Raw genomic sequence first — 17,647 nt, 5'->3', positions numbered from 1 at the left:
CCGCATCTTCTCCCCCCTACGGACGATTCCGGTCCCCGGGGGCCGAGGCGGTCGAGCCGCGCACCACCAGTTCCGGCATGAACACGAACTCGCTGTGCGGGGCGGGCGTTCCGCCGATCTCCTCCAGCAGCGTGCGCACCGCGGCCTGGCCCATCGCCGGAACCGGCTTGCGCACCGTGGTCAGCGGCGGATCGGTGAACGCGATCAGCGGGGAGTCGTCGAAGCCGACCACCGAGATGTCCTTCGGCACGTCCAGGCCGCGCTGCCGCGCCGCCCGTATCGCGCCCAGCGCCATCATGTCGCTCGCGCACACCACCGCCGTGCAGTCGCGGTCCATCAGCGCGGTCGCGGCGGCCTGCCCGCCCTCCAGCGTGTACAGCGAGTGCTGCACCAGCTCCTTCTCGACCGCCTCGGCGCTCAGCCCCAATTGCTCCTGCACGGTGCGCACGAAGCCCTCGATCTTGCGCTGTACCGGCACGAACCGCTTCGGCCCGAGCGCCAGCCCGATCCGGGTGTGGCCGAGGGAGGCGAGATGGGTGACGGCGAGCGCCATCGCGGCCCGGTCGTCGGGGGAGATGAACGGCGCCTGCACCTTCGGCGAGAAACCGTCCACCAGCACGAACGGAACGCCCTGCGCCCGCAGTCGCTCGTAGCGCTGCATGTCGGCGGTGGTGTCCGCGTGCAGTCCGGAGACATAGATGATCCCGGCCACCCCGCGGTCCACGAGCATCTCGGTCAGCTCGTCCTCCGTCGACCCGCCCGGGGTCTGGGTGGCGAGCACCGGGGTGTAGCCCTGCCGGGTCAGCGCCTGCCCGATGACCTGGGCCAGCGCCGGGAAGATCGGATTCTCCAGCTCCGGGGTGATCAGCCCGACCAGGCCCTCGCTGCGCTGCCGCAGCCGCACCGGTCGCTCGTAGCCGAGAACGTCGAGGGCGGCGAGCACGGACTGGCGGGTGGTGGCGGCGACGCCCGGCTTGCCGTTGAGGACGCGGCTGACGGTTGCCTCGCTCACCCCCGCCTGAGCAGCGATATCGGCAAGGCGTGTGGTCACAGGACTGGACTGTAGCCGCCGCTTCGCCCCTTGCACACCGATCGGACGCCTGGTGCGCGCCGTCGAACGGCCCGCTGCGGGCTGCTGGGTCATCGCGATCCCTCACGTCGTGGTCGGCGTCCGTCCGCAAGGGATGATTCCCCCCGCCGGCAACGGATGGCAAGTGCTTGCAGAGTCTTGCACAACAGTGCGATCCCCTGTCGTACGGGCGGAAACCCTGGTCGCGGGACGGTCGAGTTCAGGTCACGGCGGCGTAACTCTCGACGACGCTTGCAAAACTTTTCTGCAAGGTCTTTCGAAAAGGTTCCGGCGCTGTTACGTTCACGTCGCCCGGCGGCGGCAACGGCGCCCTCGGCAAGACAGCAGGACGGCAGACGGGGCCGCACTGCACTCACGGGCTCAAACCCTCAAGGAGAACCTCATGCGGCGTGGCATAGCGGCCACCGCGCTGGTGGCGTCCCTCGCCCTCGCGGCGACGGCCTGCGGCGGAGACAGCGACAGCGGCGACAAGGCCGACGGCCCGGTCACCATCACCTGGTGGGACACCTCCAACGCGACCAACGAGGCGCCGACCTACCAGGCCCTGGTCAAGGAGTTCGAGGCCGCCAACAAGGACATCAAGGTCAAGTACGTCAACGTCCCCTTCGACCAGGCGCAGAACAAGTTCGACACCGCCGCCGGTTCCAAGGGCGCCCCCGACGTGCTGCGCGCCGAGGTCGGCTGGACCCCCGCCTTCGCCAAGAAGAGCTTCCTCCTGCCGCTGGACGGCACCGAGGCCCTCGCCGAGCAGGACAAGATCAAGCCCAACCTGATCGAGCAGGCCAAGTACGAGGGCAAGACCTACGGCGTCCCCTTCACCACGGACACCCTCGCCTTCGTATACAACAAGGAACTGTTCGAGAAGGCCGGCGTCGAGGCGCCCAAGACCTGGGACGACCTGAAGAAGGCCGCCGCCACCGTCAAGGCCAAGACCGGCGTCGACGGCTACTGGGGCTCCACGGCCGGCTACTACGCCCAGCCGTTCCTGTACGGCGAGGGCACCGACATGGTCGACGCCGACGCCAAGAAGGTCACCGTCAACTCGGCCGAGGCCCAGAAGGCGTACGGCACCTGGCAGAGCCTCTTCGACGGCAAGGGCCTGCACAAGGCCGACGTGACCGCCGACGCCTACGCCCACATCCAGGACGCGTTCGTCAACGGCAAGGTCGCCTCGATCATCCAGGGCCCGTGGGAGATCACCAACTTCTACAAGGGCTCCGCGTTCAAGGACAAGAACAACCTCGGCATCGCCACCGTCCCGGCCGGCACCGCCGGTACGGCCGGCGCCCCGACCGGCGGCCACAACCTCTCCGTCTACGCCGGCTCCGACGAGGCGCACCAGAAGGCCTCGCTGAAGTTCGTCAAGTTCATGACCTCGGCCAAGGCGCAGGAGACCATCGCGCTGAAGAACTCCACGCTCCCGACCCGCGACGACGCCTACACCGACCAGGTCAAGGCCGACCCGGGCATCGCCGGCTACCAGACGGTCCTCGCCGCCGCCCAGCCGCGCCCCGCCCTGCCCGAGTACAGCTCGCTGTGGGGTCCGCTGGACGACGAGCTGCCGCAGATCGCGAGCGGCAAGAAGTCCCTGGACAAGGGTCTCGGTGACGCGGAGACCTCGGTCGCCAAGCTGGTGCCGGACTTCAGCAAGTAATGCCCGTGTGGCCGCCGGACCCGCTTCCAGGAGGGGAGGGTCCGGCGGCCGCCGGCCTGTGTGCCGTACCCGTTGATCATCCAGAAGGTGCCGAACCATGACAGCCACCATCGACCGCGCGACCGGCAAGCGCCGCGGTGACCGCGCGCCCCGCCCCGGTCCGGCCGGCCGCCTGAAGCGCGGATACCAGAAGTACTGGTACGCCTACGCCATGATCGCGCCGGTGGTCCTGGTGCTCGGCGTCATCGTGCTGTACCCCCTGGCGTACGGCTTCTACCTCACGCTCACCGACGCGGACAGCCTGAACTCGGCCCGCACCATCGGCGTCAACGAGATCGAGGCCACCTACCGGTTCATCGGCATCGACAACTACGCCGACATCCTGTGGGGCGAGACGGCCTACGACCGCTTCTGGTCCAAGTTCGTCTGGACGATCGTGTGGACGGCCGCCTGCGTCGTCCTGCACTACACCATCGGCCTGGGCCTCGCCCTGCTGCTCAACCAGAAGATCCGCGGCCGCACCTTCTACCGGCTGGTCCTGATCCTGCCGTGGGCCGTGCCCACCTTCGTCACCGTCTTCGGCTGGCGCTTCATGCTCGCCGACGCCGGCATCATCAACACCGCCCTGGACTCGCTCGGCCTGCCCTCGCCGGCCTGGCTCGAGGACACCTTCTGGCAGCGCTTCGCCGCGATCATGGTCAACACCTGGTGCGGTGTGCCGTTCATGATGATCTCCCTGCTCGGCGGGCTGCAGTCGATCGACGCCAGCCTGTACGAGGCCGCCGAGATGGACGGCGCCAACGCCTGGCAGCGGTTCCGCAACGTCACCCTGCCCGGACTGCGCGCGGTCAGCTCCACCGTGGTCCTGCTCGGCATCATCTGGACCTTCAACCAGTTCGCGATCATCTTCCTGCTGTTCGGCAACACCGCGCCGGACGCCCAGATCCTGGTCACCTGGTCCTACCAGCTCGGCTTCGGACAGCAGCCGCGCGAATTCGCCGAGTCCGCGGCCTACGGCATGCTGCTGCTGGCCATCCTCGTCGTCTTCACCTCCTTCTACCGCCGCTGGCTGAACCGCAATGAGCAGCAGCTCGCGAACTGAGGCAGGAGTCCCCATGAGCACCACATCCGTCACCACCACTGCTCCGGCGGACCGGCCTGCCGACGACACCACCCCGCCCCGCAAGGTGCGCCGGCGCGGCGAGAGCAGCCCCCTGGGGCGCCTCACCACGCACGGCATCCTCACCGTGGCCGGCCTGATCGCGCTGTTCCCGGTCGCCTGGCTGGTCTTCCTGTCCCTCGGCCCCGACAAGGACGACTATCTGCGTCCCGGCGGCATCTGGGGCAAGATGACGCTGGACAACTACGCGTTCGTCCTGCAGCACACGAACTTCTTCGACTGGCTGAAGAGCTCGCTGATCGTCTCGCTCGGCACCACGGTCATCGGCGTCCTCGTCGCCGCCACCACCGGCTACGCGGTCTCCCGCATGCGCTTCCCCGGCTACAAGAAGTTCATGTGGGTCCTGCTGCTCACCCAGATGTTCCCGGTCGCCGTCCTGATGGTGCCGATGTACCAGATCATGTCGGACCTGCGGCTCATCGACAGCTATCTCGGACTCGTCCTGGTCTACTGCTCGACGGCGGTGCCGTACTGCGCCTGGCTGATGAAGGGCTACTTCGACACCATCCCGTTCGAGATCGACGAGGCCGGACGGGTCGACGGACTGACCCCCTTCGGCACGTTCGCGCGGCTGATCCTGCCCCTGTCCAAGCCGGGTCTCGCGGTCGCCGCGTTCTACAGCTTCATCACCGCGTTCGGCGAGGTCGCCTTCGCCACGACGTTCATGCTCGACGACGAGAAGTACACCCTCGCCGTCGGTCTGCAGAGCTTCATCAGCGAGCACGACGCACAGCGCAACCTCATGGCCGCCACCGCGGTCCTGATCGCGATACCCGTGTCCGCGTTCTTCTACCTCGTGCAGAAGAACCTGGTGGCCGGACTCACCGCCGGCGGCACCAAGGGGTAAGAGCCGCCAGGGGTGCGCACTGTTCTGTGTCCGGCTGCCGCGCCGTCGTGGCTGGTCGCGCAGTTCCCCGCGCCCCTGGAGGGCGTCGCCCTTCCCGAGCTCGAGACGGTCGCGGTGGCCATCCGACCCCGCTGTCACCGCGGCCGCCTCGTTTCCTTCATCCGCCCCCACTCGCTTCCCAGCCCGCACTCGTATCAAGGACGACATGAGCCAGCCTCACTCCGCCGCCCCGGCCCCGACCCCCACGACCGACGCGTCCGTCGCCACCGTCGCCCGGCGCCGCGACTGGTGGCGGGACGCGGTGATCTACCAGGTGTACCCGCGCAGCTTCGCCGACAGCAACGGCGACGGCATGGGAGACCTGGAAGGCATCCGCTCCCGCCTGCCGTATCTGCGTGACCTCGGTGTGGACGCCGTGTGGCTCAGCCCCTTCTACGCCTCCCCGCAGGCCGACGCCGGCTACGACGTCGCCGACTACCGCGCCGTCGACCCCATGTTCGGCAACCTCCTGGACGCCGACGCGCTGATCCGTGACGCCCACGCGCTGGGCCTGCGGATCATCGTCGACCTGGTGCCGAACCACTCCTCCGACCAGCACGAGTGGTTCAAGCGCGCCCTCGCCGAGGGCCCCGGATCGCCCTCCCGCGACCGCTACCACTTCCGCCCCGGCAAGGGGAAGAACGGCGAACTGCCGCCCAACGACTGGGAGTCCATCTTCGGCGGCCCGGCCTGGACCCGTGTCACCGAGCCCGACGGCACCCCCGGCGAGTGGTACCTGCACCTCTTCGCGCCCGAGCAGCCCGACTTCGACTGGGAACACCCCGCCGTCGGCGACGAGTTCCGCTCCATCCTGCGGTTCTGGCTCGACATGGGCGTGGACGGCTTCCGTATCGACGTCGCGCACGGCATGGTGAAGGCCGAGGGCCTGCCCGACCTCGGCGACCACGACCAGCTGAAGCTGCTGGGCAACGATGTCATGCCGTTCTTCGACCAGGACGGCGTCCACGACATCTACCGCCAGTGGCGGCTCATCCTCGACGAGTACTCCGGCGAGCGCATCTTCGTCGCCGAGGCGTGGACCCCCACCGTCGAGCGCACCGCCAACTACGTGCGCCCCGACGAGCTGCACCAGGCGTTCAACTTCCAGTACCTGGGCACCCACTGGGACGCCGAGGAACTGCGCACCGTCATCAACCGGACCCTGGACGCCATGCGCCCGGTCGGCGCCCCCGCCACCTGGGTGCTGTCCAACCACGACGTCACCCGGCACGCCACCCGCTTCGCCAACCCGGCCGGCCTCGGCACCCAGATCCGCCTCGCGGGCGACCGCGAACTCGGCCTGCGCCGGGCCCGCGCGGCGACGCTGCTGATGCTGGCGCTGCCCGGTTCGGCCTACGTCTACCAGGGCGAGGAGCTCGGCCTGCCGGACGTCGTCGACCTGCCCGACGAGGTGCGCCAGGACCCGGCGTACTTCCGGGGCGCCGGCCAGGACGGCTTCCGCGACGGCTGCCGGGTGCCGATCCCGTGGACCCGCGAGGGCTCCTCGTACGGCTTCGGCGACGGCGGCAGCTGGCTGCCGCAGCCCGCGGAGTGGGGCGAGCTGAGCATCGAGGCGCAGACCGGCACGCCCGGCTCGACCCTGGAGCTGTACCGCTCCGCACTGGCCCTGCGCCGGGAGCGGCCCGACCTGGGCGCGGGCGACGCGGTGGAGTGGCTGCGGGCGCCCGAGGGCGTCCTCGCCTTCCGGCGCGGCGAGTTCGTGTGCGTCGCCAACACCACGGCGGAACCGGTGACCACCCCGGCGTACGGGCGTGTCCTGATCGCCAACGGCGAGGTGGCGAAGACGGCCGGCGAGGCGACGGTGCCCGCCGACACCACCGTGTGGTGGACCAGGGACTGACCTCCCGGTCCCTCGGGCCGACCGGCCGCCCGTCGTTCGTCCCGCAACTTTTTTCGTTCAAGTTGGTACGGCCCGCTGCCCTTTCGGGTGGCGGGCCTCTAACATCTGCGGTGCCGCAAGGTTGCTGAAGCTTTCTGCAAGAAGCTTCAAGCCGCCTCGGCGGTTTCCCCACACCCTTCGATGAAGAAGGAACCCCACATGGCACGCAGAACCCTCTCCGGGGTGGTCGCCCTCGCGGCCGCCTCGATTGTCATGGCCCCGACCGGGGCGGAGGCGTCCCCGCCCGGCACCAAGGACGTCACCGCCGTCCTGTTCGAGTGGAACTTCGCCTCGGTCGCCCGTGAGTGCACCACCACCCTCGGCCCCGCGGGGTACGGCTACGTCCAGGTCTCCCCGCCCGCCGAGCACATACAGGGCGCGCAGTGGTGGACCTCGTACCAGCCGGTCAGCTACAAGATCGCCGGCCGGCTCGGTGACCGGACCGCGTTCAGGAACATGGTCGACACGTGTCACGCGGCCGGTGTGAAGGTCGTCGCCGACACGGTCATCAACCACATGTCCGCGGGCAGCGGCACCGGTACGGGCGGTTCGTCGTACACGAAGTACAACTACCCCGGTCTGTACTCCTCGTACGACTTCGACAACTGCACCTCGCAGATCAACAACTACGGCGACCGCTGGAACGTCCAGAACTGCGAACTCGTCGGCCTCGCCGACCTGGACACCGGCGAGGACTACGTCCGCGGGGCCATCGCCGGCTATATGAACGACCTGCTGTCGCTGGGCGTCGACGGCTTCCGTATCGACGCCGCCAAGCACATGCCGGCCGCCGACCTCGCCAACATCAAGTCCCGGCTGAGCAATCCGGGCGTGTACTGGAAGCAGGAGGTCATCTACGGCGCGGGCGAGGCCGTCCAGCCCACCGAGTACACGGGCGTCGGCGACGTCCAGGAGTTCCGCTACGCCTACGACCTCAAGCGGGTCTTCAACAACGAGAACCTCGCCTATCTGAAGAACTACGGCGAGGGCTGGGGCTATATGAACGGCTCCGTCTCCGGCGTCTTCGTCGACAACCACGACACCGAACGCAACGGCAGTACCCTGTCCTACAAGGACAACGCCACCTACACCCTGGCCAACGTCTTCATGCTGGCCTGGCCCTACGGCGCCCCGGACATCAACTCCGGTTACGAGTTCTCCGACCACGACGCCGGGCCGCCCAATGGCGGCCGGGTCGACGCCTGCTGGCAGAGCGGCTGGAAGTGCCAGCACGCCTGGCCGGAGATCAAGTCCATGGTCGCGTTCCGCAACGCGACCCGGGGCCAGTCGGTGACGAACTGGTGGGACAACGGCAACGACGCGATCGCGTTCGGCCGGGGCAGCAAGGGCTTCGTGGCCGTCAACCACGAGTCCGGCTCGCTGACCCGCACCTACCAGACCTCCCTCGCCGCGGGCACGTACTGCAACGTCCAGAACAACACCACGGTCACCGTGAACGGTTCCGGACAGCTGACCGCCACCCTGGGCTCCCGGACAGCCCTCGCGGTGTACGCCGGCAAGTCGTCCTGCTGAACACCCGCGGACCGTGCCGCCGTTCACGGGGCGGCGGCGCGGCCCGCGTCGTGCTGCAAGTCCTTACCGTTACTTTCACAACCCTTGCTGTAAAGCTTTCAACGGCGATACGGTCACGCGGACGCTCCGGTGACGTGGCCGAAACAGGCCGTGCCGTGGCGTGGGGTCGGACCCGAATGAGCCGTACACGCAAGGAGTTCACTGCCTTGAATGCCAGCTGGCCCGCGCCCCCGGGGCGCCGCACCGCTTGGGGCGGGCGCGTCGCCGCCGTCACCGTGGCCGCGCTCGCCGCGGCCCTCGTGCAGCCGGTCGCCGCACGCGCCGCCACACCGCCCGCGCCGCCCTCGGACGCGAAGCTCGCCTCGTCGCCCGCACGGCACGATCTGACCCGCGAGCAGTTCTACTTCGTCCTGCCGGACCGCTTCGCCAACGGCGACACGAAGAACGACCGCGGCGGACTGACCGGTTCACGCCTCGCCACCGGGTACGACCCCACCGACAAGGGCTTCTACCAGGGCGGCGACCTCAAGGGCCTGACGAAGAGGCTCGACTACATCAAGGGGCTCGGCACCACCGCCATCTGGATGGCGCCCATCTTCAAGAACCAGCCCGTGCAGGGCACGGGGGAGAACGCGAGCGCCGGCTACCACGGCTACTGGATCACCGACTTCACCCAGGTCGACCCGCACTTCGGCACCAACGACGACCTCGAGAAGCTCATCGACAAGGCCCACGACAAGGGCATGAAGGTCTTCTTCGACGTCATCACCAACCACACCGCCGACGTCGTCGACTACGAGGAGAAGTCCTACGGCTACCTCTCCAAGGGCGCCTTCCCGTATCTGACGAAGGACGGCGAGCCCTTCGACGACGCCGACCACGCCGACGGCTCCCGCCCGTTCCCGCGTGTGGACGGCGGTTCCTTCCCGCGCACCCCGGTCGTGCCGGACGCGAAGAAGCGGGTCAAGGTCCCGTCCTGGCTCAACGACCCGGACATGTACCACAACCGGGGCGACTCCACCTTCGCCGGCGAGTCCTCCGAGTACGGAGACTTCTCCGGCCTCGACGACCTGTGGACCGAGCGTCCCGAGGTCGTCGACGGCATGGAGAAGATCTACCAGCGGTGGGTCAGGGACTTCGACATCGACGGCTTCCGGATCGACACCGTGAAGCACGTCAACATGGAGTTCTGGACCCAGTGGGCCACCGCCCTGGACGCCTACGCGGCCAAGAGGGGCCGGGACGACTTCTTCATGTTCGGCGAGGTCTACTCCGCCGACACGGACATCACCGCCCCGTACGTCACCCGGGGCCGCCTCGACGCCACGCTCGACTTCCCGTTCCAGGAGGCGGCACGGCAGTACGCCTCCCAGGGCGGCAGCGCGCAGAAGCTGGCCTCGGTCTTCGGGGACGACTACAAGTACGCCACCGACAAGGCCAACGCCTATGAGCAGGTCACCTTCCTCGGCAACCACGACATGGGCCGCATCGGCACGTTCCTCACCCAGGACAACCCGGAGGCGTCCGACGCGGAGCTGCTGAAGAAGGACATGCTCGCCAACGAGCTGATGTTCCTCAGCCGCGGCAACCCGGTCGTCTACTACGGCGACGAGCAGGGCTTCACCGGCGCCGGCGGCGACAAGGACTCCCGCCAGACCCTGTTCGCCTCCCGCACCGCCGACTACCTCGACGACGATCTGATCGGCACCGACCGCACCCACGCCGAGGACGGCTACGACACGCGAGCACCGCTCTACCGGCAGATCAGTGCTCTCGCGAAGCTCCGCAAGGCCCACCCGGCCCTCACCGACGGCATCCAGCAGGAGCGGTACGCCGCCGACGGGGCGGGCGTCTACGCCTTCTCCCGCACCGGCACCGGCAAGGACACCACCGAGTACGTCGTCGCCTTCAACAACTCCGGCGAGGCGCGGAAGGCCACCTTCGCGACCGGCTCCGCCCGGATGACGTTCAAGGGCCTCTACGGCACCGACGCCTCCGTGACCAGCGACGCCGACCAGAAGATCACCGTCACCGTCCCGGCGGGCTCCGCGATCGTCCTCAGGGCATCCGGCCCGCTCGCCAAGCCGGCCGCCAAGCCCACGATCACCCTCCAGGCCCCCGAGGCGGGCGCCACCGGCACCGTCGAGGTCACCGCGGGCGTCGACGGCGGCCGGCTCAACCGGGTCGTCTTCGCCGCCCAGACCGGCAACGGCGCATGGCACACCCTCGGCTCCGCCGACCACGCCCCCTACCAGGTCACCCACACCATCGGCGAGGACGTCCCCGCCGGTACCGCCCTGCGCTACAAGGCCGTCGTGATCGACTCGGCCGGGCGTACCGCGAGCGCCCTCGCCGCCTCCACCACCGGCACCCCGCCGGCCGAGGAGCCGCCCACCGCCGCCTCCCGCGACTACGCGATCGTCCACTACAAGCGCACGGACGGCGACTACGACGACTGGGGCCTGTACGCCTGGGGCGACCTCGCCGACGGCGAGGCCACCGAGTGGCCGGCCAGCCACCCCTTCACCGGCCGCGACGCCTACGGCGCCTTCGCCTACGTCAAGCTGAAGCCGGGCGCCTCCGACGTCGCCTTCCTCGTCATCGACAAGGACGGGAACAAGGACGTCTCCACCGACCGCACGATCGACCTCACCCGGACCGGTGAGGTCTGGATCGAGCAGGGCAAGGAGACGGTCACCACCGAGCGGCCCGACCACCCGGCCCAGGACACCACCAAGGCCGTACTCCACTACCACCGCGCCGACGGGAACTACGACGGCTGGGGCCTGCACACCTGGACCGGTGCCGCGAACCCCACCGACTGGTCGAACCCCCTGAAGCCGGTGCGGACCGACGCCTACGGCGCCGTCTTCGAGGTGCCGCTCACCGAGGGTGCCACCAGCCTCAGCTACATCCTCCACAACGGCGACGAGAAGGACCTCCCCACCGACCAGTCGCTCGACCTCAAGGCGAACGGCCACGAGGTGTGGCTGGTGAACGGCCAGGAGAAGTACCTGCTGCCGCAGCCCGCCGGCTCGGCGGCCGCCCTCGACCTCACCACCTCCAAGGCCGTCTGGATCGACCGGGACACCCTCGTCTGGGACGGCTCCGAAGCCGCCGCCTCCACCCAGCTCCTCGCCTCCCGCACCGGTTCCGTCAAGGTGCAGGACGGGACACTGACCAGCGGGGACGCGCGCTGGATCCGGCTGAACGGCGCGACCCTCACCGACGCCCAGAAGGCGAGGTTCCCGCATCTGAAGGACGGCACCGCCTGGTCCGTCGACCCGCGCGACCGGGACCGGGTGCGCGGGGCCCTGCGCGGGCAGGTCGTCGCCACCCAGCACGCCGCCAACGGCGCCGTGCTCGCCGCGACCGGCGTGCAGATCGCGGGCGTACTCGACGACCTCTACGCCGCTGCCGCCACAGCGGACCTCGGCCCCGTGTTCCGCCACGGCCGGCCCACCCTCTCCGTGTGGGCGCCGACCGCGCGCGACGTCTCCCTGGAGATCGGCGGCCGCAGCGTCCGCATGCACCGCGACGACGCCACCGGCGTCTGGTCCGTCACCGGACCGGCCTCCTGGAAGGGCGAGGAGTACCGGTACCAGGTGACGGTGTGGGCGCCCGGCACCCGCGAGATCGTCACCAACGAGGTCACCGACCCCTACTCGGTCGCCCTCACCACCGACTCCGAGCGCAGCCTCGTCGTCGACCTCGCCGACCGCTCCCTGAAGCCGCGCGACTGGACGACGTACGACAAGCCCAGGGCCGTACCGCTCAGGGACGCCCAGATCCAGGAGCTGCACATCCGCGACTTCTCCATCGCGGACCGCACGGCGCGGCACCCCGGCACCTACCTCGCCTTCACCGACAAGGACAGCGACGGCAGCAAGCACCTGCGGGAGCTGGCCGAGGCCGGCACCTCGTACGTGCATCTGCTGCCCGCGTTCGACATCGCCACCATCCCCGAGAAGAAGTCCGGGCGGACGACCGTCGACTGCGACCTCGCCTCCTACCCGGCCGACTCGGACAAACAGCAGGAGTGCGTGGCGAAGGCCGCCGCCAAGGACGCCTTCAACTGGGGCTACGACCCCTACCACTACACGGTCCCCGAGGGCTCCTACGCCACCGACCCCGACGGCACCGAACGCACCGTCGAGTTCCGGAAGATGGTCAAGGCGCTCAACGAGGACGGCCTGCGCGTCGTCATGGACGTCGTCTACAACCACACCGCCGCGAGCGGCCAGGCCAAGACCTCCGTCCTCGACCGCATCGTGCCCGGCTACTACCAGCGGCTCCTCGCCGACGGCTCGGTCGCCAACAGCACCTGCTGTGCGGGCACGGCCACCGAGAACGCCATGATGGGCAAGCTGGTCGTCGACTCGATCGTCACCTGGGCCAAGGAGTACAAGGTCGACGGGTTCCGCTTCGACCTCATGGGTCACCACCCGAAGGCCAACATCCTCGCCGTCAGGAAGGCGCTGGACGAGCTGACCCCCGCCAAGGACGGCGTCGACGGCAAGAAGATCATCCTGTACGGGGAGGGCTGGAACTTCGGCGAGATCGCCGACGACGCCCGCTTCGAACAGGCCACGCAGCAGAACATGGCCGGCACCGGCATCGCCACCTTCTCCGACCGGGCCCGTGACGCCGTGCGCGGCGGCGGCCCCTTCGACGAGGACCCCGGCGTGCAGGGCTTCGCCTCCGGCCTCTACACCGACCCCAACTCCTCGCGGAACAACGGCACCGAGGCCGAGCAGAAGGCCCGCCTGCTGCACTACCAGGACCTGATCAAGGTGGGCCTGAGCGGCAACCTGGCCGGCTACACCTTCACCGACACCAGCGGCAAGGAGGTCAAGGGCTCCCAGGTCGACTACAACAGCGCCCCCGCCGGCTACGCGGCCGCCCCCGGCGACGCCCTCGCCTACGCGGACGCGCACGACAACGAGTCCCTGTTCGACGCGCTCGCCTTCAAGCTGCCGAAGGACACGTCCGCCGGCGACCGGGCCCGTATGCAGGTCCTCGCCATGGCGACGGCCGCCCTCTCGCAGGGCCCGGCCCTCTCCCAGGCGGGCACCGACCTGCTGCGTTCCAAGTCCCTGGACCGCAACTCCTACGACAGCGGCGACTGGTTCAACGCCATCCACTGGAACTGCGCGGACGGCAACGGCTTCGGCCGGGGTCTGCCGCCGGCCGCCGACAACGAGGACAAGTGGCCCTACGCCAAGCCGCTGCTCGGCTCGGTCCAGGTCGGCTGCCCGCAGATCGAGGGCACCTCGGCCGCGTACCAGGACCTGCTGTCCATTCGTACGACGGAGAAGGCGTTCTCCCTCGGCACGGCCGCCCAGGTGCAGTCCCGGCTCTCCTTCCCGCTCTCCGGGACGGACGAGACGCCCGGCGTGATCACCATGAGGCTCGGCGATCTGGTCGTGGTCTTCAACGCCACGCCGCAGAGGCAGGAGCAGCGCGTCGCCGCGCTCGCCGGGACGGGCTACCGCCTGCACCCGGTACAGGCGGCGGGCAAGGACGCGGTCGTGAAGACGTCGTCGTACGCGAAGGGGTCCGGCACGTTCACCGTCGCGGCCCGCACGGTCGCGGTGTTCACCACCGGCGGCTGATCCCGTAGGAGGCTGCGGCTAGTGTGAGCCCTCCTGACCGAGAACAGGAGGGCTCATGCCGCAGATCACCGTCGACTACTCCGGGCGACTGGCGGACGGCTTCGACCGGCCCGCGTTCGCGCGGGACCTGCACACCGCCGTCGTGGAGATCGCGGCCGCCAAGCAGCCGGCGTGCAAGACCCGGTTCCGGCGGACCGAGGACATCGTCGTCGGCCAGGACACCGACGGACACGCCCATGTGCATGTCCACATCGCCATGCTGCCCGGCCGCACCGACGACACCAAGGCCCGGCTCACCGAGACCGTGCTCGAACTGCTGCGGACGTATGTGAGGCCGGCCGGGGGTCTGACCCTGCACGCCTCCGCCGAGGTACGCGAACTCGACGCGTCCTACCGGAAGTCCGAGGGCGAGTAGGCCTCACGACAGGTCGCGGCGCCCCAGCCACGACGGCAGCACCGGCACCCCGTCCTCGTCCCGCTCGGCCGGCTGCTCCGCCGAAGGGCGAGGAGAGGCGGGCGGCACTGCCTCGGCGACGGGTTCCGGCTCGGACGGCGTCCGGCCGACGGGTTCCGGTGCGGCGGGCGCCGCGGAGTCCTCCAGCAGTTCCGCCACCGTGAACCGGGTGAGGAACGAGCGCCACGCCCCGTCGACGACCAGGAGGAACCCGTCGCCGTCCCTGAGGAGGCGACGGCGCCGGTGGCTCAGCGGATGGGCGGGCACATGGGCGCGCGCCCGCCGCTCCAGCTCCGCGAGCGCCTCCTCCCGCGTCCCCTCGACGTGCGCCACCACCTGGGCCTCCGTGTGCTTGCGCTCGCCGGTGCCCACGGTCGACTCGACGACCAGACCCCACGTCGTCACGGCGCTCACGGCGACGCCAGCGCGATGAGCCGGGTGGCGAGGTCGGTGAACGGTCCGTCGCCCGGCTCGCCCTTGACGAGATCGCGGAGCAGCGCGGCCAGTTCCTCGTCGCGGGCGGCGGCCACGGCGGCCAGCGCGGCGAAGTCCTGCACCAGCTGCGCCTCCAGTTCGGCGCGCGGGATGCGCCGCCCGTCCAGCCAGATCAGCGCCGTCGACTCGACGAGCGAGATCCAGGACCGTACGACCAGTTCGAGGCGCACCGGAGCGGGACCGACCACGCCCATGTGCGACAACATCTGGTCACAGGCGACCTGCCGTACGGAGTCGATCAGCGCGTGGGTGGTGGACACCGCGCTCATCGAGCGGGCGCCGCCCGCGGACACCGCCGGACCACCCCGCATCAGCGCGGCGAAACCCGGCCCGTGCTCGTCGACGAAGTCGAAGAAGCGGGCCATCACCCGGCGCAGCCGCGACCCCAGCGGGCCCTCCTGCGGCTCCGTGAACCGGGACGCCAGATCATCGGCCGCACGCCGCAACGCGGCCTCGTACAGGCTGAGTTTGCCGGGGAAGTAGTGATAGACCAGCGGGCGGGAGATGCCCGCGCGCGCCGCTATCTCGTCGATGGAGACCTCGTCGGGGGAGCGCCGGCTGAACAGTTCGAGGGCCACGCCGATCAACTGCTGCCGCCGTTCCTCCACTCCCATTCTGCGCCGTTCCCCGCTCGTCATACGAACACCTTACCGATCGATTCCGGCCGTGAACGGTCCGGACCGGGCGGCGGTGTTCACGCGGCTCAGCGCAGTCCGGTGATCGTCCGCCCGTTCTCCCGCGTGCCCTTGAGATCCGCCTGGACGCCGTTCCTCGCGCGGACGGTCAGCAGCGGGCCCTTCGAGGACCCCTCGACACCGCCGGCCGCCCGGATGGACCTGGTGTCGGGGCTGCCCGCGGCCAGCAGATACCAGTGGCCGTTCTCGGACTTCCACAGCACCCCGGCGAGCACGCGCGGCTCCCGCTCCCCGCACGCCGGTACGTCCTGGGCCTTCGCCGCCACCGCCCCGAACCGCCCGCCCGGTGTGTGGAACTGCGCCAGCACCCGCGCGCCGCCGCCCCGCCAGGTCTCGGCCCGGGTGCACACCCAGGCCGCCTCACCGCCACCCTCGGGCAGCGGCTGCCCGGCGAACTCCCAGGCGTTCACACTCCGCACGCCGGCCGAACGCAACGCGCTCAGCGAGCAGGCGTACGGCGCCCAGGTGCGCAGGGCCTTCGCCCCGGACGCCTCCCGTGTCCCGCCGGGGCGTCCGGCGGTCAGACGGGCCGGGACCAGTTCGCCGAGGTCGGTCACCAGGCGGGTGCCGGTGCCGTCGGTCAGCTCCAGCACGTTCCACGACGTGCACGGTCCCGGCTTCGGGGCGGGACCGGCCAGGGGAGAGGTCACGCCGTCCGTGAGCGGCAGCGCCATCGCGCCCGAGCCGGGCTCCCGCAGATCCCGCTCGCCCGCCTCCCGCACCCAGGGGGCCAGCAGATAGCGGACGTTGCCGTCGGCCCGGCTCAGCACCACCGCACCGGAGCCCGCCCGGCCGGCGCCGTCGACGCGGGCGAAGTCGAGCGCTGCGCCCCGGGTGCCGCCCCTCGGTTCGGCGTACCGGGCGATGCGCAGACCGTCGTACAGGACCACCACGTGTGCCGTGTCGACCGTTCCCGCGTAGAGGAGCTGTGGCGGTCCGGCGGGGCCGCCCCGCGCGGTGCCCGGGGTCGCCGACACCCGGACGCCGTCCCCGGGGCGGGCCCAGACGGTGAGGGCGCGGCGCAGCAGGGCACGGTCGCCGGTGCGGTCGCCGCGGGCCGGCCACACGGAGAAGTCGGTGCGGGCCGAGGTCTTCCACGCCGTGGGGGAGACCCGGGTCAGCTTCCCCGGGTCCAGCGCGGCCTGTGCGGCCGGGTTCCGCGCGTACGGGGGCGCTGCCGCGCCGTCGGGGCCCCAGCCGTCGCCGGGCAGTGCGAGCAGGGCCCCGCACACGGTCAGGGCCGCCGCGCCGACCAGCGCGGCCTTCAGATGACGGCGGCGGCGCAGCAGGTCGGTCGGGCGGGCCTGCAGGGAGCAGGGGTCGAACTCGGGGGAGTCGAGCAGGCGGTACGGGTCCGGGAGCCGGTCGGCCTCCGCCAGCGCGGCGTCCACGTCGGTGACGCCGGCGGCGGTGAGGACCTCGCGTACGTCACCGTCCGGCAGGCGTTCCAGACCGCGCAGGGCATGGGCGGCGCGGGCCGGGCCGGTCAGGGCGGACAGGCGCTGGTCCAGCGCGAGTTCGTCGGCGCCGCCCGAGCGGGGGAACAGCTTCAGGCCCCATACCTGGGGGAGCGGCGGGGGCAGGCGCCTGCCGCTCCTCAGTGCCGCACGGAGCACCTGGAGGCGGACCAGTGTGTAGCCGGGGCCCCCGTCACGGACCGCCGACTGCGCGGGGATCAGCGGGGCGGGGACACGGCCGCGGGGCAGCGCCCGCTGGACCAGGGCGTGCGCGGTGAGCACCCGCCTGCTCCGGCCCCTGCCGGGCGGCAGCACCAGGTAGGCGAGCCGGACGAGCCGCGGGTAGTGCTCGACGAGCGCGGCCTCGGCCTGCTCGACGTCCACGGCAGAGGAGGGCGGGACGACATCCTGTGACTGCACGCCCATAGAACGACCAGTCAGCCGGTTGGTCACCCCCACCCCGCCGCGGCTGCGGCCGGCCGCACGGCTGCACGCCATTTCCGCCGCCGCCAGCCGCTCTGCTTCCGTCGCCGCAGCTGCGGGCAGTCGTGCCGCTGGGGCGGCACGGGTGGGCGCAGCGGCACCCGGCAAACGCCGGCGAGTGAACCCACCCCCGCTGTGCACTGGTGGGCGGTGTGGGTGCGTGCCGGGGGGATGTCGCGCAGCCCCGGCGCTTACGGGGTGCCGT

At 70.5% G+C, this 17,647-nt stretch carries 11 protein-coding genes; 7 read left to right on the top strand and 4 right to left on the bottom strand.

The features are described 5' to 3' along the window. Window positions 1-16: 16 nt before the first annotated feature. The gene (locus tag IF28_RS0120450) at window positions 17-1,051 is read right to left on the bottom strand and encodes a LacI family DNA-binding transcriptional regulator (protein WP_030222331.1); all 1,035 of its coding nucleotides are present in this window, start codon (window positions 1,049-1,051) and stop codon (window positions 17-19) included. 421 nt (window positions 1,052-1,472) lie between these two features. On the opposite strand from IF28_RS0120450, the gene IF28_RS0120445 reads away from it, so the two are divergent. The 7 genes from IF28_RS0120445 to IF28_RS0120415 all read left to right on the top strand — a co-directional run bounded on the left by IF28_RS0120445 (window position 1,473) and on the right by IF28_RS0120415 (window position 14,273). Further along, complete coding sequence (locus IF28_RS0120445; RefSeq protein WP_030222327.1) at window positions 1,473-2,744, top strand: extracellular solute-binding protein; 1,272 nt, start codon at window positions 1,473-1,475, stop codon at window positions 2,742-2,744. Between the two features lie 97 nt (window positions 2,745-2,841). Beyond that, window positions 2,842-3,846: a carbohydrate ABC transporter permease gene (locus IF28_RS0120440; protein ID WP_030222324.1), complete on the top strand. Its 1,005-nt coding sequence runs from the start codon at window positions 2,842-2,844 to the stop codon at window positions 3,844-3,846. 13 nt (window positions 3,847-3,859) lie between these two features. Then, a complete protein-coding gene (locus IF28_RS0120435) occupies window positions 3,860-4,771 on the top strand; it encodes a sugar ABC transporter permease (protein WP_030222320.1) in 912 nt (303 codons plus the stop codon). 205 nt (window positions 4,772-4,976) lie between these two features. Further along, the gene (locus IF28_RS0120430) at window positions 4,977-6,671 is read left to right on the top strand and encodes a glycoside hydrolase family 13 protein (RefSeq protein WP_030222317.1); all 1,695 of its coding nucleotides are present in this window, start codon (window positions 4,977-4,979) and stop codon (window positions 6,669-6,671) included. Window positions 6,672-6,869: 198 nt separating this feature from the next. Beyond that, window positions 6,870-8,243, top strand: a complete 1,374-nt coding sequence (locus IF28_RS0120425; RefSeq protein ID WP_030222314.1) for an alpha-amylase — start codon at window positions 6,870-6,872, stop codon at window positions 8,241-8,243. Between the two features lie 176 nt (window positions 8,244-8,419). Beyond that, complete coding sequence (gene pulA / locus IF28_RS0120420) at window positions 8,420-13,858, top strand: pullulanase-type alpha-1,6-glucosidase (RefSeq protein WP_051713803.1); 5,439 nt, start codon at window positions 8,420-8,422, stop codon at window positions 13,856-13,858. 55 nt (window positions 13,859-13,913) lie between these two features. Then, window positions 13,914-14,273 carry a 5-carboxymethyl-2-hydroxymuconate Delta-isomerase gene (locus tag IF28_RS0120415; protein ID WP_030222308.1) on the top strand — a complete coding sequence of 120 codons (360 nt, stop codon included), beginning with the start codon at window positions 13,914-13,916 and terminating at the stop codon, window positions 14,271-14,273. Between the two features lie 3 nt (window positions 14,274-14,276). On the opposite strand, the gene IF28_RS0120410 is transcribed toward IF28_RS0120415, so the two are convergent. The 3 genes from IF28_RS0120410 to IF28_RS0120400 form a co-directional block, all read right to left on the bottom strand. Then, window positions 14,277-14,726 (bottom strand): hypothetical protein, encoded by a 450-nt coding sequence (locus IF28_RS0120410; protein ID WP_030222306.1) that lies wholly within the window; start codon window positions 14,724-14,726, stop codon window positions 14,277-14,279. Next, window positions 14,723-15,445, bottom strand: coding sequence for a TetR/AcrR family transcriptional regulator (locus tag IF28_RS0120405; protein ID WP_030222304.1), 723 nt, complete (start codon window positions 15,443-15,445; stop codon window positions 14,723-14,725). Before IF28_RS0120405 ends, IF28_RS0120410 begins: the two co-directional genes overlap by 4 nt. A gap of 65 nt (window positions 15,446-15,510) precedes the next feature. Then, complete coding sequence (locus IF28_RS0120400; RefSeq protein WP_234325269.1) at window positions 15,511-17,385, bottom strand: hypothetical protein; 1,875 nt, start codon at window positions 17,383-17,385, stop codon at window positions 15,511-15,513. Between the last annotated feature and the right edge of the window lie 262 nt (window positions 17,386-17,647).

It is taken from the genome of Streptomyces sp. NRRL WC-3626, from assembly GCF_000718785.1.
GTDB lineage: Bacteria > Actinomycetota > Actinomycetes > Streptomycetales > Streptomycetaceae > Streptomyces > Streptomyces edwardsiae.
This window is presented reverse-complemented; position numbering and strand designations above follow the sequence as displayed.